Genomic DNA, 19,410 nt, shown 5'->3' with positions numbered 1-19,410 from the left:
GTGGCCGCCGGCCCGATCCACCGAAGGAGCAGCCCGAGATGCCCAGAGCCAACCACCAGGTGCGCCTGGCCGCACGCCCCGTGGGGGAGCCGCAGCCCACCGACTGGGCGCACACCGACGAGGCGATCGATGAGCCGGGCGACGGGGAGTTCCTGGTACGGGTGCTCTATCTGTCGATCGACCCGGCGATGCGCGGCTGGATGAACGCGGGCAGGTCCTACATCCGCCCGGTGGAGATCGGCGAAGTGATGCGCGCCGGTGCGATCGGCCAGGTGATCGCCTCCCGGCACACCGGCTTCGCGGTCGGAGACCATGTGTCGGGCACCTTCGGCGTGCAGGAGTACTGCCTGTCGGACGGCCTCGGCGTCACCAAGGTCGACCCGGCGGCGGCCCCCCTGCCGACCTACCTCGGCACCCTCGGCATGTCGGGGCTGACGGCCTACTTCGGCCTCATCGACATCGGGCGCCCCGAGCCCGGCCAGACCGTCGTGGTCTCCGGAGCGGCGGGGGCCGTCGGCAGCGTCGTCGGCCAGATCGCCAAGATCCTCGGCTGCCGGGTCATAGGCATCGCCGGAGGCGAGCGCAAGTGCCGGCTCGTGGTCGACGAGTTCGGATTCGACGCCGCGATCGACTACCGCACCGACGACATCCGCAAGGCGCTGCGCGAGCACGCCCCGAACGGCGTCGACGTGTACTTCGACAACGTCGGCGGCGACGTCCTGGACGCCGTGCTGCTGCGCCTGGCGCGCGGTGCCCGCGTCGTCATCTGCGGGGCCGTCTCCCAGTACAACAACACCACGCCACAAGGCCCCGCCAACTACATGTCGCTGCTGGTCAACCGCGCCACCATGACGGGCATGGTGGTGTTCGACTACGCCGACCGGTACGCCGAGGGGGTCGAGCAACTGGCCGCGTGGCGCTCGCAGGGCCGGCTGAAGTCGCTGGAGGACGTGGTGCCCGGCGGAGTGGCGGCGTTCCCCGAGACCCTGATGCGGCTGTTCCGCGGTGAGAACAACGGCAAGCTCGTGCTCCAGGTCGCGGACGCGGACGCGTAGGACAGAGGGGAAGAGAAGACCAGTGAAGGCACTGACCTACCACGGCCGCCACGACATCCGCTACGAGGATGTCCCCGACCCGGCCGTGACCAGCCCCACCGACGCGGTCGTCAAGGTCACCACCGCCGGTATCTGCGGCAGCGACCTGCACATCTACCACGGCAACCCGTTCAGCCCGGAAACGGGCTACACACCCGGGCACGAATGCGTCGGTGTGGTCGTCGAGACCGGCGGCCAGGTCACCCGGTTCAAGCCCGGCGACCGGGTCCTGGTGCCCGCCTCGGTCGGCTGCGCCCAGTGCCGCTCCTGCGCGGCCGGGTTCACCGCCCGCTGCGAGCGCGCCAAGTCCAGCATCGAACTCTGCTACGGGGTGAGCCCCCAACTGCCGGGCAGCCAGGCCGAAGCGCTGGCCGTACCCCACGCCGACGTCAACCTGGTGCACCTGCCCGAGGGCATCTCCGACGAGGCCGCCGTCGTCCTCACGGACAACGCCCCCACGGCCTGGTACGGCTGCCGCCGCGCCCGCATCCAGCCCGGCGAGACCGTTCTGGTCGTGGGCCTCGGCCCGGTCGGCCTCATGGCCGCCCAGTCCGCCTTCGCCATGGGCGCCGCCCGCGTCCTCGGCGCGGACCTGGTCGCGGAACGCCGTGCCTTCGCGGCCACCTTCGGTGTCGAGCCGGTCGAGGGCGAGGACGCGCGCACGGCCGTACGCGAGATGACGGACGGCCGCGGACCGGACGCCGTGGTCGAGGCCGTGGGTTCGGACGCGACGATCGAACTCGCCCTCAAGGCCGTCCGCCAGGCCGGCCGGGTCAGCGTCATCGGGGTCAGCCAGAACAAGGCGTTCCCCTTCCACATGGGACTGGCCCAGGTCAAGGAACTGGAGTTCGCCATCGGCCTCTGCTCGGTCCACTACGAACTCCCTCCCCTGATCGCCCTCGCCCAGGCCGGCCGCATCAAGCCGGAAGCCGTGGTCTCCCACCGCTTCGCCCTCTCCGAGGGCCCGAAGGCATACGACCTGTTCGCCGGCCGCGCCGACGGCGTCCGCAAGATCCTCTTGGACCCGGCGGGCTGACGTGCGGCGCCGACGGGGGCGGAGACGGGGGGGGGGCGGGCCGCGCCGGGGAGGCGGGAGGGACGGCGGTGATCCCGGCCGACCGGGCGAGGCCATCAGCCCGGCCCGGATAGCTGACGCGCCGCGTTGACGTCGGAGTGGATGTCCAGGGCTCCGGACCGTGATCGGTCCGGGGCCTTTGAGCTGGTCCCCCCGGCAGGATTGGACCTGCGACACCCGCTGCAGGGGTTCCTTCCTGCAGCCCAAGGGCCGGGTATGCAGCTCGCTGGCGTCCTGCGCAGTGTCCGGGTCGCAGATCTTGGCGAGCTGGGTTTTTGCTGATCAGGGCAGTTGGTGAGCGGCCAAGTGGTTGTCATTTACCACCATCGAGCGGCCTCGGACGGCCCAGAGACGGCCCAGACACAGGCCGCGGCCCGTTCGGCGGTCTACGAACTGATGGGCAAATCCCGTGCTCGCTGACGAGCTTGGGCCCGTAGCTCCTTCAGGCGACTGTGGAACGCGTTGTGTCGGTTCTGGTCGAGGTTCAGCGGGAGGTCGAGTTGGGAGATGAGCTGTGACTCCAGGACCCACGGTTCGTCCTGCTCGATCCAGCACACCCTCGCGTTGTCCGCCATCCACTGACTCAGCGCGGCTTCGCCGGCCTTGCCGAAGTTCATCTTCTTGCCGCTGCCCACGCGAAGCAGCTCAAGTCCGAGCAGGCAACCGAGGGTGAAACGCAGCGTCGAGCCCGCCGCGTTACCCCGGTAGTGGTTGCGCACCCGTTTGCGCAGGTTCTGTGTGCTGGGCCGGCTCGCCATGTACCGCGGGGCTATGCCGACGTAGAGCAGGCGCCCGGCGTCTAGGTCCGGGTGAGGCGACTGCTCGAAGTGCCACCCGTAGACCCCTGCCGCTGCCGGGACAGGACTTGGACGGGCCAAGACCTCATGCGCCGACCACAACCGATCGGGACTGGCGAGAGCGGTAACTTCCACGAGGCCTCCAGAAGTGCCACTGCTGATCGTCGCAGGGTACTGATTGACGCTGACAGACTGTCCAGACGGACGTAGGTGCTGCCTCTACGGGTGACCGTGGGCCTGAGGCGGCCTCAGGCCCAGGCCGGCCGCGCAGGCAACGCTCCGCAAGGCATCGAATCGTGCCCGATCGTGCGTCTCACGGCCGATGAGGCGCAGCGCGTGCGGCAGACGGCCTGCACGGAGTGTTGCCCCACCACATGACGACGGCCCCGCCCGGACACCCGAACGAGGCCGCGCGCGTCTGCGCTACTCCGCGTCGAGCTGCTCGGCGAGAGCGTTGAAGGCTGTCACGTACTGGTTGGCAGCTCGCAGCGTCGCCGCCTCGGGCGTCACCTTGTACGTCTGCGCGGCGCCGTTTCCGAACACCACATTGATCATTGCGGCGCCCTTGTTCTTCCGGCCCGTCACCGCGGCCGACGCCCCCAGCGTTGCAGCACCTGCGACCAGCCGGGTGGCCGTCCATCCTTTGTGCGCGCCAGCATTGATGAACTCGGCCCGGCCACCACGGACCGGGCCCATGCTGGTCTGTCCCATCTTCGACGAAGGCCATGACCCACGAGGCTGTCCGCGCAGATCGGCGACGACTGAAGGATGGCCCGTGCCGTCCCCAGACCGTCGGCGGGGACAGCCCCGAAGACCGGTGGACTCTCAACGGGCGTGGCAAGTGCCGGGCCACTGTGATCAGTAGCCGGTCTACTGATCATCGGTATCGCTGACCAGCGGGACTGACGAATCCCACGGCTCTGACCAGTCAGATGCCGTGGGCTTGTGTCGTTGTCGGTCGGCGCCGGGTGACCTCGTACGGCCCAGAGACGGCCCAGACATCGCACCGGGCCTACGCTGCGGGCCGGGCCCGAACATGAGATCCCAGAGGATGCGGGCACACTCCTCGGACTGGGCTCGGGCAGCTTGACCTGCTCCGCTGGCGATCGCACGGGTTCGCCGTCGTTGCCGTCAGCCTGGTGCATCGATCCCCTGAAGACCGGTGGTGATCTCGATGTCGACGGCGTCGCGAAGTTTGAGGGCGCCGAAGAAGCCCGAGTATGGCTTGATGCCCCATTGGGACTGCACCACGCTACCGGCACCCTTGACGCTGCCGTCGTCTCGCTGTCGCACCTCCAAGCGGAGCGGACGGGTCTGCCCAACCAGAGTCAGATCTCCCTCCACGGTTGCGCTGTCGTCGTGGATCTCCACGCCTGTGGAAGTGAAGGTCGCATATCGATGCCGATCGACACGCAGCAGCTTGTGCATCGTCTGCTGGATCTGTTGCCTGTCGCCGTCGCTGAGCTGCTTGACCCCGCCGGTGCCTTCCAGAACCTTCAGCGCGCCCAGGTCCACGCGTACCGACACCGCCGTCGGCTGGGTTGCGGGGTCCGCCGGTATCGTGACGTGACCTTCCCACTCGGTGGCCTCGATGAGCAGGTCATGTCCAACCCTTGCGGCCACGCCCTGGCGAGCGGTGCGCACCAGCAACCGACCGACCTGCTTGCCAATCGTGTACTCGCCTGCCGCTGTGGCCATGATTCCAGCCTACGCTCGGCCAACCGGCCGCAACATCAACCGTCAACGGCTGGAACAAGGGCTGACCACCGCTTTAGGAGTTCGATCCGCGACAGCAGCGGCTCCGGATCGCTACGGATGTATGACTGCACCTACTCCGCCGAGAACCGCGGCGATCCGCTGGTGTCCGCTGTCGTTGATGTCGGACGTGGATGTCAGCCTGCCGCTCGATGCCTGCGGTTGCTCGTATTGCTCGTTCGGGTGCGTACCTTGTGCACGTTCCAGCCCAGGTGTCCAAGCTTGACCTCAGGATGAGTCTTCTCGTGAAGGTGAAAGAACATGCCGACGTACGTCACCTTGCTGAGCTGGACCGATCAAGGGATCCGAAACTACAAGGACACCGCGAAGCGCGCCGAGAGCTTCGCTTCAGCGGTACAGAAGCTCGGGGCGAAGCTCCTGAGTATCTACTGGACCGTCGGTCCGTACGACCTCGTGGCCATCGTCGAGGCGCCTGACGACGAAACTGTCACCGCAGCACTGCTGCAGCTCGGTGGTGTGGGCAACGCCCGTTCGACGACGCTGCGGGCCTTCGGTCGAGAGGAGATGGAACGCATCATCGCCAAGGCGGCTGGTTGACGATCACCACGTAGTGCGGGCGGTGGCGTCCGGCGAGTCGGCTCAGCAGCCCGCTACCACCCTCCTGACGGTGATTGCCAGGCGTCAGCCGTCTTCACGGACCACCACCTCGGCCACCCGCGCTCCGCACGTCCGCCAGCAGAGCAGCGTCGCCGCGGAGTCCTCTGCGTCCACGACTCCAAGGGCCGTCGCCGCCGTTCCGTCCCGGTCCCCGTGCTCTGGTCGTGCGGTGCACCCAGCCGAGGACATGAGCCACACGGACGGCCTGTCGCGGAGGCGCTCCGGTCGTCAGTGACCGCCCCCGTTGATGTCAAAGCTGGATGTCAAAGGCCCCGGACCATGATCGGTCCGGGGCCTTTGCGCTGGTGCCCCCGGCAGGATTCGAACCTGCGACACCCGCTTTAGGAGAGCGGTGCTCTATCCCCTGAGCTACGAAGGCGGCGCCGCCGGAAGCCCGGCTGGCTGATGACAGGGTAGCGGATGCCTCTGCTGGGGGGAGGGAGCGAGGTCCACGAGCGTCTAGGCGGACGGCTCCGGAGGCAGGGGGTCGGAGACGAACGTGCCGAGGCCGACCTCGCCGCGCGTCCAGCCCGCTTCCCGTACGTGTCGCATGGCCGTCGCCGCCGTGGCGTTCACGACGCCGAACTCCTGGGCGGTCTCCAGCGTGGAAGGCACCCGGCTGCCCGGAGGGTACGTGCCGTCCTTGATGCGCCGGATGATCTCCGTCGCGATCTGGCGCCAGAGGGGGCGGGTGCTGTCCAGTTCCATGACGTCAGCGTGGGGGACCAGAGCGCGGTGTGTACCTGGTTATCCGCGATCAGGCACGCTCCTGGGTGTACCGCGTGCGCGCCCGGTTGCAGGAGAGCGGTGCTCTCCCCCCTGCCCCGTCGCACGGGCCGGTCCTCAGTCCGCCGGCAGTGGGTCGGAGACGAACCAGCCTCGCTGGGGTACGGCGTACACCCAGCCTTCGTCGGCGAGCAGGCCGAGGCCCCGGCGTACCGTCGTGCGGGCGATCCCGTACCGCTGCACCAGCTGTGCTTCGCTCGGCAGCATCCGCCCTGGCTGCCAGTCGCCGCGCCGGATCTGCGCACGCAGGATCTCCGCCAGTTGCCGGTACGGCGTGAGGGGTGCGCCGTGGTCGATCTCAGCGTCAGCGTTCATGCAGTCGACGCTAGGCAAGCACACTGATACGCGCTCTTTGGGATACGTATCGCTACGTAGCGATACAAGGCGATACCATGCCCGCACAGAAGTGCCCCGGCCGGAAGGTGAGAGCTTCCATGCCGGGGCCTGAGCCGACTGACTAGGAGTCGACCTATGCGCAGCCTACTGGCCGTCGTTCTGCAGTTATTGCTGCCTGCTTGCGGGCTTCATCGCGCCTGTGCCGCAGCGTCGCCGCGTCCCGTACCTCCGGTCCCCGGGCGGCCGCCCGCCGAGGTTGTCCTCGTCGACGGGCTTCCCCTTGTTCGGCCTTACGTCGTTCTCGCCGAGCGTGAGTGGGAAGAGCGTGAGCTGTGGTGGGTTCGGCGGGAGCGGCGGCGGGCTGCCGTGCTTGCGACGCTCGGGCAGGACTACGTTCCCCAGGAGGTCGCCGTATGAATGTGTGGCGTCCTCGCAGCATCGGCGTCGATCCCCTCACCGGGAAAGAGGGCTTCGTCGTCGCCGAGCCCGGTGGGTTTCTCGAGGCCATGGCCGATCGGCAGGCTCTGGAAGCCGCTGCCGTGCTCGTCGCCGTCGTCGGGGCGGTGTTGGAAGAAGGCGCGGCAGGCGACGCCGAGCTCGCCGCCTTCGTGAGCCCCTTGTATGCCGCCCTCGAAGAGTGCGTCGGCATCATCGCCGGGCGGGAGGACGGGGAGAGGTGACCTGATCGAACCACCCTCACGCAAGCGGGACTTGCGTGAAGCGGGACGCCGTGTGGAGGTCCTCCTCGATTTGGGATGCCGTCGTCAGGAGTTCGGGGAGGAGGGTCTCCACGCAGTCTTCCCGCGTGCGGCGGGCCGCGTGCGTTGCCGTCGTCAGGGACGCGACCACCTTGCCTCTGGCGTCGTGGATCGGGACCGCCAACGTGCGCAGGCCCGCTTCCAGTTCCGCGTTCAGGAGGACGTAGGGGGTGGCGGCCTTCCCGGGCGGGTGCAGGATGCGGCCCGCCGAGGTCTGGGATGCGGGGAGGCCGGTTCTCAGGGGGATGTTCGCGCTCATCACCCTGTGGTGCGTCACGCGGGCCACGTACTGGATCTGGTCCGGGGACGGGGTGCGGATCGCCAGGGCCGTCGATTCCTGGATGCGGGTCGTCAGGTCGCGCAGGTGGGGCTCCGCGATGTCCGGCAGCGTGGTGCGGGAGAGGGGCGGGAAGCCCAGCGACAGCACCCCGGGAGTCAGGGAGAACGTGCGGTCCTCCGCCGCCTCCACCAGGCCCAGGTGCTCGTAGGTGATCAGTGCTCTGCGGGCCGTCGCTCTCGCCAGGCCCGTCGCCTTTGCCACCTCCGTCAGCGACAGGGCCCCCCTGCCCTCGTCGAATGCCGTCAGGACCGTGAGGCCGCGGGCCAGGGATTCGACGAAGGTGCGGCCCAGTTCGTTCTTCGATGCCGTCGTCCAGGTCGCCAGGCCGGCGGGGGGCGGCGCGGGTTTCCCGGCGGACCGCGCGGACAGGTCCTTCCGCATCGTCCGCACCGCCTCCCGCAGGCGCGGGAGCAGCGTTGCCGCCAGGTCGTCCGCCGTGTGGCGGCTCGTGTGGCTCACCACGCTGGCCACACAGGCGATGCTGCCGCTGCCCGGGTCCCGCACCGGCGCCGAGATCGCCACCAGGCCCGGTTCGATCAGCTGGTCGTCCAGGGACCAGCCGTCCCTCGCCGCCTGCCGGGTGCGGTGGACGAACTCCTCGTCGGGGGCCGGGCGTTCGCGCGGCGGTACGGCCGTGAAGGCGGCGTCGTGCGGGTCCGCTGCCCGGCGGGTGTGCCAGCGGCGCCAGTCGGTGTCCGTCCACTCGGTGGCGAAGAGCGGGCCGGGGGCCGTGCGCTCGGCCGGGAGCAGGTCGCCGATGCGGAAGCTCAGCGACATCGCGCGGCGGCGGGTCGCCTGGTGGATGAAGCGGATGCCGTCGCGGTCGGCGACCGCCAGCGACACGGACTCGTCCAGTTCGTCCGCCAGGGCGTTCGCCCGTGCCGACAGCAGCGTCGGCAGGCGCAGGGCCGCCAGGTAGGCGTTGCCCAGTTCCATTACGCGGGGGGTCAGGATCGCGTCGCGGCCGTCCAGGCGGACGTATCCCATGCGGGCCAGGGTCGAGGTGATGCGGTCCACCGTGGAGCGGGCCAGATCCGTGGTCCGCTCCAGCGCGCTCAGGCTGAGGGTGCCGCCCGCCTCCGTCAGCCGGTGCAGTACGGCGACACCGCGGATCAGCGGGGTGACGGCCTCCTCCGGGGGCGCGGTGGCTCCGGAGGTGGGGTGGGCGGTGTCGGGCGGCGGGTGCATGTGCCGTGCGGTCTCCGGGCTGGCGGGAGGGGACGTGCGGACACCGTATCCGGCGGGGTAGGTGCCTTGCGGACACCGTGTCGGCGGGGTGCGGTGCCTGGGTGCCGAGCGATCGTTCCCCGATGCCCCGGCCGCGCTCCGGCCGGCTCACGCCCTGGCGTCCTGCTTCTCCGCGTCCGCTCGGCCACCATGGCCGCGCTCCGGTCGGCCCACGCCCCGGTGTCCTACTTCCGCGTCACCCTGACCACCACCTCGCCTTCCTCTTCGGCCTCGCCGTCCGGTTCCGTCACCTTGATGCGGATGCCGTGGTGGGGGTCCTCGAAGGTCTGGCCCGGGACGAAGGTGGCGTCGGAGAGCTCGGCGTGGACGTTCGGGCTGCGCGTGCAACCGCCGCTGTCGCGCCGCGAGTCGTACACCTGCACCGGGCCCATGCCCGTGTCGACGTCGGCGCTCACGCGGTAGATCAGGACGCCCGGCCGGCACACCGCCTCGTCGTTGCCCTCCCGGGTGCGCAGTTCCAGCGCGTATCCGGTACGGGCGTCGAGCGGGACGAAGACCAGCTTGGGGCCGCCGGACCGGGCGAGCGGGGTGAGCGGGAACTCGGCCGTGCCGGGGGAGGCGGCGCAGCGGACCTGGTTGGCGTCGAGCCAGCCCAGCTTCCACTTGTGCCAGCCGAGCAGGTCGTTGTCGGCGCCCCAGTCCTCGCTCATGATGTCCCAGTGCCCGACCGTGCCCCCGCCGTCCGCGGTGTACAGGTCGGGCAGCCCGAAGACATGGCCGTTCTCGTGCGGGAGGACCCGGTAACCGGTGCGGGTGTAGGAGCCGGAGCCGTCGTCCTGGCGGGAGTAGACGAACGAGGCGTTGGCGACCGGGACTCCGTCCGCGACGGGGGCGTCCGCGTTGCCCGCGAAGGTCACCGACAGCACGGTGTCCAGGGCGGAGGGGCCCGCGTTCGGGGTGACCAGCACGTTGAGCAGGTCGTAGGCGCTGAAGTCCACCTGGTCGTCCGCGGCGGCCACGATGTCCTGGACCAGCGCGCGGTAGCCCGGGTCGAAGGGGGCGCCGCGCTCTATGCCGTACGCCTTGAACGGCTTCGGCAGGTGCAGCCAGTGGGGGATCGGGGTGAGCGGGCGGTAGTCCAGGCGGCCGTAGGAGCCGGTGCGGAACCACCGCTGGGTCTGCGGGAAGAACTCGTGGAAGCGGTCCATCGCCTTGCCCTGTCCCCGCGCGTCCGGGAAATCGATCATCAGGGTCAGCGCGCGCACGGTCCCCGTGGAGTGCGCGTAGCCGCCGGCGGTGGGCACGCCCTCGGACATCTGGACGGACGGGCCACCGGTGATCATGCAGGGGCCCAGCGTGGTGGAACGGGACAGCGCCGCGACGGGGCCCGCCCCGGCCGGGGAGGCGCCCGGCGTCAGGTGCCCGGTGCCGGCCGTGGTACTGACGGCGAGGGTCAGCAGCGCGACGGAGGCGAGGGCGGCCGTGCGGCGCGGGCGTATCCGGCGGCGGCGGTGCGTTCCCCTCCGGGGTCGCTGCGGCTGCATGCAGGGCCCTTCGCTCCAGGCAGCCGCCGACTCCCGGCTGCACCCATGCGATCACCCTCCGTTGCACCGGGTGCGCTCGCGCGCTGGAGCGGGCCGATCGGGGGGTGGTGGGTGGTGAGGTGGTTGGGGTGGTGGGGAGTTGGGCGGGTCCGGCCCGCTCGAGTGGGCAGCGGCGGACGGGGGTCCCGTGGGACCCCTCGCGGGGTGGGTGAGGAGAACCTCGCCGCCCTGGAGGGCGGCCGCCGCGGCCTCGGGTGCATCCAGGGAGGCCGGCGTCCCCACCCAGGCCCGCCGCGCCCCAGCCCGCGCCCCCAACCCAACCTGTGACCCAGGTCACGGAAAATCCCCCCGGCGCCGGGAAATAACCGGGGACCGTCTCCCCGTTTAGTCAGGTGTTCGCGCGAAACGGGGACCGTGTCCCCGGATCGTGAGTCACCCAGACAGACAGCCCGAGGAGTACACCGTGACGATCACCGCAACCGCGCCGCGCAAGGTGCCCCGGCCCCGCGCCGACGCCCTGCGCAACCGCGAGCGCATCGTCACCGCCGCGCGGGAGATGTTCGTCGAGCACGGCCCCGACGTGCCGCTCGACGAGATCGCCCGCCGGGCCGGCGTCGGCAACGCCACGGTGTACCGCAACTTCCCCGACCGGGACGCCCTCGTCCGCGAGGTCGTCTGCTCCGTCATGGACCGTACGGCGCGGGCGGCCGAGGAGGCGCTGGCCGAGACCGGGGACGCCTTCGAGGCGTTGGAGCGCTTCGCGCACACGGCCGCCGACGAGCGGATCAGCGCGCTGTGCCCGATGGTCTCCACCACCTTCGACAAGAACCACCCCGACCTGGAGGCGGCGCGGCAGGGGGCCGAGGACCTCATCGCGGAGATCATGGACCGCGCCAAGGCGGCCGGTCAGCTCCGTACCGACGTCGAGGTCGGTGATCTGGTGATCGCCGTCGCGCAGCTCAGCCGGCCCCCGGCCGGCACCGGCTGCGGCAGCCTCGACCGCTTCGTCCACCGCCATCTGCAGCTGTTCCTGGACGGGTTGCGGGCCCCGGCCCGCTCCGCCCTGCCCGGTACGGCGGCCACCGTGGAGGACCTCCGCAACGCCTGAGCCCGACGCCCGAGCGCAACGCCTGAGCCCGACGCCCGAGCGCAACGCCTGAGCGATTAGTTCCGCACACGCCGTCCGTCTGCACAACGGACGGTGGTCTCACCGGCCCCCACCCAGGGCGAGCCGTTCCGTCACTTACCGATTTTTCCGTTCACCACACGCTTTTTCCGTCACGAAGTCCCGAAGTGGGTACCTCCATGTCCGAAACAGCCCTCAAGGCTCCCGGCACCGTCCGCAGCGGCGGCGACGCCAACCGCTGGAAGGCGCTCGTCTTCATCGCGCTGGCCCAGCTGATGGTCGTCCTCGACGCCACCATCGTGAACATCGCGCTTCCCTCCGCCCAGACCGACCTCGGCATCTCCGACGGCAACCGGCAGTGGGTCGTCACGGCCTACGCCCTCGCCTTCGGCGGACTGCTGCTCTTCGGCGGCCGCATAGCCGACCTGTGGGGCCGCAAGCGCGCCTTCGTCCTGGGCCTCGGCGGGTTCGCCGCGGCGTCCGCGCTCGGCGGCGCCGCGACCAGCGGCGCGATGATGTTCGGCGCCCGCGCGCTGCAGGGTGCCTTCGGCGCGCTGCTCGCGCCCGCCGCCCTGTCCCTGCTCGCGGTGATGTTCACCGACGCCAAGGAGCGCGCCAAGGCGTTCGGCATCTACGGCGCCATCGCCGGCGGTGGCGGCGCGGTCGGCCTGATCCTCGGCGGCTTCCTCACCGAGTACCTGGACTGGCGCTGGACGTTCTTCGTGAACATCCCCTTCGCCATCGTCGCCGCGCTCGGCGCCTACTTCGTCATCCGTGAGCCGGAGGGCGGCCGCAACCGCTCTCCGCTCGACATCCCCGGCGTGGTGCTGTCCACCCTCGGCCTGGTCGCGCTGGTCTACGGCTTCACCCGCGCCGAGTCCGACGGCTGGAGTGACACGGTGACCGTGGCGATGTTCGTCATCTCCGCCGTCTCGCTGATCGCCTTCGTGCTCGTCGAGTCCAAGGTGAAGGCCCCGCTGCTGCCGCTGCGCGTGGTGACCGACCGCAACCGGGGCGGTATCTACCTCTCCCTCGGTCTCGCGATCATCGGCATGTTCGGCCTGTTCCTCTTCCTGACCTACTACCTCCAGGTCGTGAAGGGCTACTCGCCGGTCAAGACCGGCTTCGCGTTCCTGCCGATGGTGGCCGGCATGATCACCGGCTCCACCCAGATCGGCACCCGGCTGATGACCCGCATCCCGGCCCGCTTCCTGATGGGCCCCGGGTTCCTGGTCGCCGCGCTCGGCATGCTGGTGCTCACCCAGCTGAAGATCGACTCCTCGTACCCCACGCAGCTGCTGCCCGCGATGGTGCTGCTCGGCCTCGGCATGGGTACGGCGTTCATGCCGGCGATGTCCCTGGCCACCCAGGGTGTCCAGCCCCGGGACGCCGGTGTCGCCTCCGCGATGGTCAACACCTCGCAGCAGGTGGGCGGCGCGATCGGCACCGCCCTGCTGAACACCATCGCCGCGTCCGCGACCACGTCCTACGTCAAGGACCACATCGCCTCCGCCGCCGGCAAGCCGCAGCAGCAGCTGGTCGCGCTGCAGGGCATGGTGCACGGCTACAGCACCGCGATCTGGTGCGCCGTCGGCATCCTCGCCGCCGCCGCGCTGATCGCCTTCACCTTCGTCAACGCCGGCCGTCCGGGCTCCACCACGGTGGCCTCCGGGGACGGCGCGGGCATCGAGGACGAGGTGCCGGTGCCGGTGGTGGCCCACTGACCGGCCGCACGGTGTATTAGCGGAGCCAGGGCAGGTCCGCACCCGCTTCGTTGGGCTGGAGGCCCTCGGCGACGATCTCCATGATCTCGCCGAGGGCCCTCTGCTGTGCCGGGCTGAGCCGCTCGAACAGCGCCTGGCGTACGGCGGCGACATGGCCGGGCGCGGTGCGCTCGAGCACCTTCAGGCCGTCGTCCGTGAGGACGGCGAACTGGCCGCGCTTGTCGGAGGGGCACTCCTCGCGGCGTACCCAGCCGTTCTTCTCCAGCCGTGCGATGGCGTGCGAGAGCCGGGAGCGGGTGATCTTCGCCTGCATCGCCAGCTCGGTCATCCGCAGCCGGCGGCGCGGGGCCTCGGCCAGGCCCACGAGCAGGCCGTAATAGATGTGCGGCATGCCCGCGTCGCGCTGCAACTGCCGGTCGAGGTGGTCCTCGAGCAGGGTGGTGGCGTGCAGGTAGGCGCGCCAGACGCGCTGTTCCTCCGTGGTGAGCCAGCGGGGCGGTTCCGCGGCGGGGGAGGAGGCGGAGGATGCGGGTGCCGTGGTCATGCCTCCACTGTACGGCGCTTGTTCTTGAATCTTAAACAAGTCGGGCGTACCCTCGGAAAAAGGAAAGCTTGAGAGTTAAAGCGAATGATCCCGTAAGTGAGGGGAAGTGCCGCCGATGTCCGCCGCCACCCAGGAGCGCATGCCCGCCCTGTACCTCAGCCACGGCGCCCCGCCGCTCGCGGACGACCCCGTCTGGCCCGGCGAACTGGCCGCCTGGTCCGCCGGGCTGCCGCGGCCGAAGGCGATCCTGATGGTCTCCGCGCACTGGGAGGAGGCCCCGCTCGCCCTCGGCGCCACCACGACCGTGCCGCTCGTCTACGACTTCTGGGGCTTCCCCGAGCACTACTACCGCGTCCGCTACGACGCGCCGGGCGCCCCGGAGCTGGCCGAGAGCGTGCGCAAGCTGCTGCGCGCCCCCGGCATGCCGGTGCAGGACATCCCCGACCGAGGTCTGGACCACGGCGCGTACGTGCCGCTCGTCGAGATGTACCCCGGCGCCGACATCCCCGTCCTGCAGGTCTCCATGCCGACCCTGGACCCGGTGCGCCTGATGGAGATCGGCCGCCGGCTCGCGCCGCTGCGCGACGAGGGCGTGCTGATCGTCGGCTCCGGGTTCTTCACCCACAACCTGGCCGCGCTGCGGCACGCCGGCTCCACTCCGGCCTGGTCGGCGGAGTTCGACGACTGGGGACGGCGGGCCCTGGAGGGCGGCGACGTCGACGCCCTGCTGGACTTCCTGCACCGCTCCCCGGCCGGCCACCTGGCCCATCCGCGCACGGAGCACTTCGCCCCGCTGTTCGTGACCATGGGCGCGGCCGACGCCGCCGGTGAACTCGGCAGCCAGAAGTCGGTGATCGACGGCTTCTGGCTCGGCCTGGCCAAGCGCTCGGTCCAGTTCGGCTGACCGGCTCGCACCGGCTCGGTCCCGGCTGGACCCGGCGCTGACCGGCTCGCGCCGGCTCGGACCCGACATAAAGGCCGGATATGGCCCGCCGCTGAAAACCCTGTGAGTCAGCGCCCCTGGCAACCTTCGGCGGGTGTCGGTCGTCTTCCGGGGTGGGGGAGCGGTCGAGGCGGACGCTCCCCGAGGGAGGTGAGGGTGATCGCTCCGCGTGTGATGGGCGTCTCACCCGCGCCGGGAGCGGAGCGGCCGGGGAGGAGCGCCGGGACGGCCTTCAAGCCCGCGCTGACCTGCGTCCTTCGCCGCCGGTCGGACCGCACAGCGGCGTGCGGTCCGACAGGGTACTGCATGATCAGAAAAATCGGGGGTCGGGTTGGGAATTCTGTCCGGATTCCAGTCGTTGTTTCCATCGGATGCAGGGCACCCGAGGAGAGTCCGAGGAGTCCGGAGGAGGGTCCGGAAGACCTCGGCGGCGCCTCCCGCCGTGCCGAGTGTCCGACGGACCACCCGCTGACCCACCATCGCAAGGGAGCACGCATGGCAACCCGTGCCGTCGCCCGTCGTAAGTCCGCCACCGGCGAGACGGCCGACGCGGCAAGCAGTGTTCGCGCCACCGGCGACATCGCCGACCGCGATCTGGTCGGCATGTACCTCGACGAGATCGCGCGGACACCGCTGCTCGACGCCGCCAAGGAGGTCGAGCTGTCCCAGCAGATCGAGGCGGGTGTCTTCGCGCGGCAGATCCTCGACGGGTACGAGGAGTCGCCGCTGGACGCGAGCCGTGAGGAACTGGAGGCCCTGGTCGCCCAGGGAGAGCGGGCCAAGGACGTCTTCATCCGCTCCAACCTCCGGCTGGTCGTCGCCGTGGCCCGTCGCTACCCCCGCAGTGGTCTGCCCCTGCTTGACCTGGTCCAGGAGGGCAACGCCGGCCTGGTCCGCGCGGTCGAGAAGTTCGACTACCGCAAGGGCTTCAAGTTCTCGACGTACGCCACGTGGTGGATCCGCCAGGCGATCACCCGCTCGATAGCGGACCAGTCGCGCACGATCCGGCTGCCCGTCCACCTCGTGGAGGAGCTGGGCCGCATCCGCCGCGTGCAGCGCGAATTCAACCGTGAGCACGGGCGCGACCCGGAGCCCACGGAGATCGCCGCCGAGCTCGCCACCACGCCGGAGCGCGTCATCGACGTACTGGACTGGGCCCGCGACCCCGTCTCGCTGAACATGGCGGTGGACGACGAGGGCGAGACCCAGTTCGGCGACCTGCTGGAGGACACCTCCGCGGTGAGCCCCGAGCAGTCGGTGCTGACGCTGCTGCGCAGCGAGGAGCTGGACGACCTGATCGGCCGTCTCGACCAGCGCACGGCGTCCATCATCAAGATGCGGTACGGCATCGAGGACGGCCGCGAGCGCACGCTGACGGAGGTCGGCAAGGAGCACGGCCTGACGCGCGAGCGCATCCGCCAGATCGAGAAGCACGCCCTGCTGGAGCTGAAGAAGCTCGCCCGCGACACGGGCTTCGACGCGGCGGCCTGACGCGGGCGTCCAGGCGTCCGGCGTCCGGCACGGCGGCCTGATGCGGCGTGCCCGCGTGGGCGTGATTCCGTCGGCCGGTGTGCGCGGGCGCGTGCGCCGGGTGGCGAAACACCGCGCAAACATGGCGCTGTTCCGCCGCTTCAACCCACGGGGCCGGGGGAACAACCCCTCAGGGCAAGGGAGTTCGGATCCAGCGGACGCAGGTGTCCGCATGCGGAGCCCGGAACTCCCGCCCCGGAGAACCGTTTCAGCGGCCGGCCCACCAGCCAACCGAGCCACGAGCCAACCGAACCACGTCCCGGCGCAATCCCCCCCCCCGGCGCCGGGACGTCCCCCGAGCCGGGCTTCGGCGCCCTCCCCCCCCCCCGGGTGCCGGAGTCCGGCTCCTTTTGCGCTCCGGGACAGCCGCGCGGTGCGCGACGAGAGCCGTGAAAGAACGGGCCACCCCGTACCTGAACCACGGGGTGACCCGCCCGGACGGGAGATTCTGTCATACGGTCGATCACCGTCCGACCACGGGCCGTCACATCTTCACCCTCGTCAGGTCCTCGCGGCCGTCACGTCATCACGGCCGTCACGTCCTCCCGGGAGTCACCGCGCCCGAGCCGCCCGGCTCAGCCGTTCGCCCATCTCCCGTACGCCTTCCACCAGTTCCGCCGGCTCCCGCACCGTGAAGTCGAAGCCCAGCGTCGCCAGGCGGGCCGCCAGCCACTCCACCGGGCCGCTGCCCCGCCCGCGCAGCACGCATCCGCCGCCCTCGTCCGGTTCCGGCGCCCCGAGCCACCCCGGCACCCGCGCCGCGACCGCGTCCACCGGCTCGGCGAACGCGACGACATAGTCGTAGGACTCCTGCCCGCGCTGCATCGAGCGCCGCAGGTACTCCGCCGCACTGCCCTCCGGCAGTTCCCGCGGCACGAACCGCGCGCCCGTCGCGAACGGCTCGCTCACCCGGTCCACGCGGAAGGTCCGCCAGTCCTCACGCTCGAGGTCGTAGGCGACGAGGTACCACCGCCGTCCCGTCGACACCAGCCGGTACGGCTCGGTCAGGCGCCGTGACCGGGTGCCGTCGGCGGCCCGGTAGGCGAACCGCAGCCGCTCCCGCCCGGCCACCGTGGACGCCATCACAGTCAGCGTCTCCGGCGCGATGCTCGGCCCGTCTCCGCTGGTCAGCGGTGTGGTCGCGGCCTGCAGTGTGGTCACCCGGTGGCGCAGCCGCGACGGCAGCACCTGCTCCAACTTGGCCAGCGCCCGCACGGACGCCTCCTCCAGACCCTCGACCGCGTGCCCGGCACCGGCCCGCAGCCCCACCGCGATGGCCACCGCCTCCTCGTCGTCGAGGACGAGCGGGGGCAGGGCCTTGCCCGCGACGAGCCGGTAGCCGCCGTCGGCGCCCATGCTCGCCTGCACCGGATAGCCGAGTTCGCGCAGCCGGTCGACGTCCCGGCGGACCGTGCGGCGGGAGACGCCGAGCCGCTCGGCGAGCTCCCCGCCGGGCCATTCGCGGGGCGTCTGGAGGAGGGAGAGGAGCTGCAGGAGCCGGGCCGGAGTATCGGTCGTCATGCAGTCGAGAATGCCGCAGAAGTAGGACACGATCTGACCTACTGCCGTCCTACCTTCGGTGCATGACCTCCACCGAGACCGAAACGCACCGCAGCGCACCCCCCGCCGCCGGGGACCGCCGCCGCTGGTTCGCCCTGGCGATCGTGATGACGGCGGCCTTCATGGACCTCGTCGACGTGACGATCGTGAACATCGCGATCCCGTCCATCCAGCGGGACGCCGGCGCCTCGTTCAGCCAGATCCAGTGGATCACCGCCGGCTACGCGCTCGCCTTCGCCGCCGGGCTGATCACCGGCGGCCGGCTCGGTGACATCCACGGCCGCAAGCGGGTCTTCCTCATCGGCATCGGCGGCTTCACGCTGGCCTCCGCCCTGTGCGGTTTCGCCGTGAACCCGGAGATGCTCGTCGCCTCCCGTGTGCTCCAGGGCGGCATGGCGGCGCTGATGGTGCCGCAGGTGCTGTCGATCGTGCACGCCACGTTCCCGGCGCACGAACGCGGCAAGGTCTTCGGCCTGTTCGGCGCGATCATCGGCCTCGGCGCCGTGTCCGGCCCGCTGCTGGGCGCGCTGCTGACGGAGTGGAACCTCTTCGGCCTCGAGTGGCGGCCCATCTTCCTGATCAACCTGCCGGTCGGCGTCGCCGCCTGGTTCCTCGGCCGCCGTTTCATCACCGAGTCGCGCGCCCCGCGCGCCCTCAAGCTCGACCTGGTCGGCGTCACCCTGGTCACGCTGGGGCTGCTGATGCTGCTCTACCCGCTCACCCGCGGCCGTGAGCTGGGCTGGCCGCTGTGGGGGTACGGCTCGATGGCCGGCGCGCTCGTCGTCTTCGGGGTGCTGGTCGCCTACGAGCGGCGCAAGGCGGCGCGGGACGGCTCGCCGCTGGTGGAGCTGTCGCTGTTCCGGGTGAAGAGCTTCGCGTCCGGCATCGCCGTGCAGACGGTGTTCGGGATCGCGCTCGGCGTCTTCTTCCTGGTGTGGACGCTGTACATGCAGATGGGGCTGGGCTGGAGCCCGCTCAAGGCCGGCCTGACCGGTGTGCCGTTCTCGATCGCCGTGTCCCTGGCGGCGGGAATGAGCGTGCAGAAGCTGGTTCCGCGGTTCGGGCGCCGGGTGCTCCAGGCGGGCGCGCTGGTGATGGCCCTGGGCGTGCTGCTGTACCTCGCGGAGGCCGGGCACTACGGCCTGTCCATCGCGCCCTGGCAGATGGCGCTGCCGCTGGTGGTGATGGGCCTCGGCATGGGCCTGATCGTCGCGCCGCTGACCGACGCGGTGCTGTCCGAGGTGCCGCGCGAGCACGCCGGTTCGGCGTCGGGGCTGATCAACACCGTGCAGCAGATGGGCAACGCGCTGGGCCTCGGCCTGGTCTCGGTGGTCTTCTTCGGCGAGATCGGCGACCGGCTCACCCCGGCCGAGGCCGGCCCGGCCTTCGTGCACGCCTTCCAGCACGCGCTGGGCTGGGTGGCCGCGGTGATGGCCGTGATCTTCCTGCTGATGTCCGCGCTGCCGAAGCGTCCGGCGCAGCACGTGGAGGGCGCTCCGGCGGAGGAGCTCAAGACGCCGGAGGAGGAGCGGGAGCTGGTGTCCTGACGCTCACCTGCCGGTCGTGGGCGAGGGGCTCGGCGCTGATGACGCGCCGGGTCCCTTCTCTCATGCCTGGTCATGCCCGTTTACTTCTGGTTGTGCCCGAACCTGTTTACTTTCCAGAAATCCGGGCGTAGTCTCCCAGTGAAAC

Annotated in this window: 18 protein-coding genes and 1 tRNA gene; 9 read left to right on the top strand and 10 right to left on the bottom strand. The window is 70.7% G+C overall.

Annotated features, from left to right (window positions below; translation table 11 throughout):
* Positions 1-38 precede the first annotated feature (38 nt).
* Positions 39-1,055, top strand: a complete 1,017-nt coding sequence (locus tag AB0J12_RS08400; protein WP_363263443.1) for an NADP-dependent oxidoreductase — start codon at positions 39-41, stop codon at positions 1,053-1,055.
* Between the two features lie 22 nt (positions 1,056-1,077).
* Entirely contained in the window at positions 1,078-2,130 is a 1,053-nt protein-coding gene (locus AB0J12_RS08395) for an alcohol dehydrogenase catalytic domain-containing protein (protein ID WP_363263442.1), read from the top strand.
* A gap of 425 nt (positions 2,131-2,555) precedes the next feature.
* Here the strand turns inward: AB0J12_RS08395 and AB0J12_RS08390 are convergent, their stop codons facing one another.
* The 3 genes from AB0J12_RS08390 to AB0J12_RS08380 form a co-directional block, all read right to left on the bottom strand.
* Positions 2,556-2,927 (bottom strand): GIY-YIG nuclease family protein, encoded by a 372-nt coding sequence (locus AB0J12_RS08390; RefSeq protein WP_363263441.1) that lies wholly within the window; start codon positions 2,925-2,927, stop codon positions 2,556-2,558.
* A 462-nt stretch (positions 2,928-3,389) separates the two neighbouring features.
* A complete protein-coding gene (locus AB0J12_RS08385) occupies positions 3,390-3,677 on the bottom strand; it encodes a hypothetical protein (protein WP_363263439.1) in 288 nt (95 codons plus the stop codon).
* Between the two features lie 420 nt (positions 3,678-4,097).
* Entirely contained in the window at positions 4,098-4,664 is a 567-nt protein-coding gene (locus AB0J12_RS08380; RefSeq protein ID WP_363263438.1) for a YceI family protein, read from the bottom strand.
* A gap of 318 nt (positions 4,665-4,982) precedes the next feature.
* Here AB0J12_RS08380 and AB0J12_RS08375 point away from each other — a divergent pair, with 318 nt between their 5' ends.
* Positions 4,983-5,279 carry a GYD domain-containing protein gene (locus AB0J12_RS08375; protein WP_363263437.1) on the top strand — a complete coding sequence of 99 codons (297 nt, stop codon included), beginning with the start codon at positions 4,983-4,985 and terminating at the stop codon, positions 5,277-5,279.
* Between the two features lie 363 nt (positions 5,280-5,642).
* Here the strand turns inward: AB0J12_RS08375 and AB0J12_RS08370 are convergent.
* From AB0J12_RS08370 to AB0J12_RS08360, 3 genes are all read right to left on the bottom strand, one after another.
* Positions 5,643-5,718: transfer RNA gene (locus AB0J12_RS08370), tRNA-Arg, on the bottom strand.
* Between the two features lie 80 nt (positions 5,719-5,798).
* Complete coding sequence (locus AB0J12_RS08365; RefSeq protein ID WP_363263436.1) at positions 5,799-6,047, bottom strand: winged helix-turn-helix domain-containing protein; 249 nt, start codon at positions 6,045-6,047, stop codon at positions 5,799-5,801.
* Positions 6,048-6,182: 135 nt separating this feature from the next.
* Positions 6,183-6,440, bottom strand: coding sequence for a GntR family transcriptional regulator (locus tag AB0J12_RS08360; RefSeq protein WP_363263435.1), 258 nt, complete (start codon positions 6,438-6,440; stop codon positions 6,183-6,185).
* 434 nt (positions 6,441-6,874) lie between these two features.
* Here AB0J12_RS08360 and AB0J12_RS08355 point away from each other — a divergent pair, with 434 nt between their 5' ends.
* A complete protein-coding gene (locus AB0J12_RS08355; RefSeq protein WP_363263434.1) occupies positions 6,875-7,141 on the top strand; it encodes a hypothetical protein in 267 nt (88 codons plus the stop codon).
* Positions 7,142-7,157: 16 nt separating this feature from the next.
* Here the strand turns inward: AB0J12_RS08355 and AB0J12_RS08350 are convergent, their stop codons facing one another.
* Together AB0J12_RS08350 and AB0J12_RS08345 are read right to left on the bottom strand one after the other, a co-directional pair.
* Entirely contained in the window at positions 7,158-8,747 is a 1,590-nt protein-coding gene (locus tag AB0J12_RS08350; RefSeq protein WP_363263433.1) for a helix-turn-helix domain-containing protein, read from the bottom strand.
* 224 nt (positions 8,748-8,971) lie between these two features.
* A complete protein-coding gene (locus AB0J12_RS08345) occupies positions 8,972-10,291 on the bottom strand; it encodes a M6 family metalloprotease domain-containing protein (RefSeq protein WP_363263432.1) in 1,320 nt (439 codons plus the stop codon).
* Between the two features lie 463 nt (positions 10,292-10,754).
* On the opposite strand from AB0J12_RS08345, the gene AB0J12_RS08340 reads away from it, so the two are divergent.
* The gene (locus tag AB0J12_RS08340; RefSeq protein WP_363263431.1) at positions 10,755-11,399 is read left to right on the top strand and encodes a helix-turn-helix domain-containing protein; all 645 of its coding nucleotides are present in this window, start codon (positions 10,755-10,757) and stop codon (positions 11,397-11,399) included.
* Positions 11,400-11,596: 197 nt separating this feature from the next.
* A complete protein-coding gene (locus AB0J12_RS08335; protein WP_363263430.1) occupies positions 11,597-13,141 on the top strand; it encodes an MFS transporter in 1,545 nt (514 codons plus the stop codon).
* 16 nt (positions 13,142-13,157) lie between these two features.
* On the opposite strand, the gene AB0J12_RS08330 is transcribed toward AB0J12_RS08335, so the two are convergent.
* The gene (locus AB0J12_RS08330; RefSeq protein ID WP_363263429.1) at positions 13,158-13,685 is read right to left on the bottom strand and encodes a MarR family transcriptional regulator; all 528 of its coding nucleotides are present in this window, start codon (positions 13,683-13,685) and stop codon (positions 13,158-13,160) included.
* 115 nt (positions 13,686-13,800) lie between these two features.
* Here AB0J12_RS08330 and AB0J12_RS08325 point away from each other — a divergent pair, with 115 nt between their 5' ends.
* Both AB0J12_RS08325 and AB0J12_RS08320 read left to right on the top strand, forming a co-directional pair.
* Complete coding sequence (locus AB0J12_RS08325) at positions 13,801-14,589, top strand: class III extradiol ring-cleavage dioxygenase (protein ID WP_363263428.1); 789 nt, start codon at positions 13,801-13,803, stop codon at positions 14,587-14,589.
* 534 nt (positions 14,590-15,123) lie between these two features.
* Positions 15,124-16,119, top strand: coding sequence for a sigma-70 family RNA polymerase sigma factor (locus tag AB0J12_RS08320; protein ID WP_363263427.1), 996 nt, complete (start codon positions 15,124-15,126; stop codon positions 16,117-16,119).
* 591 nt (positions 16,120-16,710) lie between these two features.
* On the opposite strand, the gene AB0J12_RS08315 is transcribed toward AB0J12_RS08320, so the two are convergent.
* The gene (locus tag AB0J12_RS08315) at positions 16,711-17,679 is read right to left on the bottom strand and encodes a WYL domain-containing protein (protein WP_363263426.1); all 969 of its coding nucleotides are present in this window, start codon (positions 17,677-17,679) and stop codon (positions 16,711-16,713) included.
* Positions 17,680-17,741: 62 nt separating this feature from the next.
* Here AB0J12_RS08315 and AB0J12_RS08310 point away from each other — a divergent pair, with 62 nt between their 5' ends.
* Positions 17,742-19,265, top strand: coding sequence for an MFS transporter (locus AB0J12_RS08310; protein ID WP_363263425.1), 1,524 nt, complete (start codon positions 17,742-17,744; stop codon positions 19,263-19,265).
* Positions 19,266-19,410 lie beyond the last annotated feature (145 nt).

Origin of the sequence: Streptomyces sp. NPDC049915 (assembly GCF_040656475.1) — a bacterium.
In the GTDB taxonomy this organism is placed as follows: domain Bacteria; phylum Actinomycetota; class Actinomycetes; order Streptomycetales; family Streptomycetaceae; genus Streptomyces.
This window is presented reverse-complemented; position numbering and strand designations above follow the sequence as displayed.

What these genes read in the sequence shown, in the direction of transcription:
- AB0J12_RS08400 (WP_363263443.1), top strand. Translation starts at nt 39, where the DNA reads ATGCCCAGAGCCAACCACCAGGTGCGCCTGGCCGCACGCCCCGTGGGG.
- AB0J12_RS08390 (WP_363263441.1), bottom strand. Translation starts at nt 2,927, where the DNA reads ATGGCGAGCCGGCCCAGCACACAGAACCTGCGCAAACGGGTGCGCAAC.
- AB0J12_RS08385 (WP_363263439.1), bottom strand. Translation starts at nt 3,677, where the DNA reads ATGGGACAGACCAGCATGGGCCCGGTCCGTGGTGGCCGGGCCGAGTTC.
- AB0J12_RS08380 (WP_363263438.1), bottom strand. Translation starts at nt 4,664, where the DNA reads ATGGCCACAGCGGCAGGCGAGTACACGATTGGCAAGCAGGTCGGTCGG.
- AB0J12_RS08375 (WP_363263437.1), top strand. Translation starts at nt 4,983, where the DNA reads ATGCCGACGTACGTCACCTTGCTGAGCTGGACCGATCAAGGGATCCGA.
- AB0J12_RS08365 (WP_363263436.1), bottom strand. Translation starts at nt 6,047, where the DNA reads ATGGAACTGGACAGCACCCGCCCCCTCTGGCGCCAGATCGCGACGGAG.
- AB0J12_RS08360 (WP_363263435.1), bottom strand. Translation starts at nt 6,440, where the DNA reads ATGAACGCTGACGCTGAGATCGACCACGGCGCACCCCTCACGCCGTAC.
- AB0J12_RS08355 (WP_363263434.1), top strand. Translation starts at nt 6,875, where the DNA reads ATGAATGTGTGGCGTCCTCGCAGCATCGGCGTCGATCCCCTCACCGGG.
- AB0J12_RS08350 (WP_363263433.1), bottom strand. Translation starts at nt 8,747, where the DNA reads ATGCACCCGCCGCCCGACACCGCCCACCCCACCTCCGGAGCCACCGCG.
- AB0J12_RS08345 (WP_363263432.1), bottom strand. Translation starts at nt 10,291, where the DNA reads ATGCAGCCGCAGCGACCCCGGAGGGGAACGCACCGCCGCCGCCGGATA.
- AB0J12_RS08335 (WP_363263430.1), top strand. Translation starts at nt 11,597, where the DNA reads ATGTCCGAAACAGCCCTCAAGGCTCCCGGCACCGTCCGCAGCGGCGGC.
- AB0J12_RS08330 (WP_363263429.1), bottom strand. Translation starts at nt 13,685, where the DNA reads ATGACCACGGCACCCGCATCCTCCGCCTCCTCCCCCGCCGCGGAACCG.
- AB0J12_RS08325 (WP_363263428.1), top strand. Translation starts at nt 13,801, where the DNA reads ATGTCCGCCGCCACCCAGGAGCGCATGCCCGCCCTGTACCTCAGCCAC.
- AB0J12_RS08320 (WP_363263427.1), top strand. Translation starts at nt 15,124, where the DNA reads ATGGCAACCCGTGCCGTCGCCCGTCGTAAGTCCGCCACCGGCGAGACG.
- AB0J12_RS08315 (WP_363263426.1), bottom strand. Translation starts at nt 17,679, where the DNA reads ATGACGACCGATACTCCGGCCCGGCTCCTGCAGCTCCTCTCCCTCCTC.
- AB0J12_RS08310 (WP_363263425.1), top strand. Translation starts at nt 17,742, where the DNA reads ATGACCTCCACCGAGACCGAAACGCACCGCAGCGCACCCCCCGCCGCC.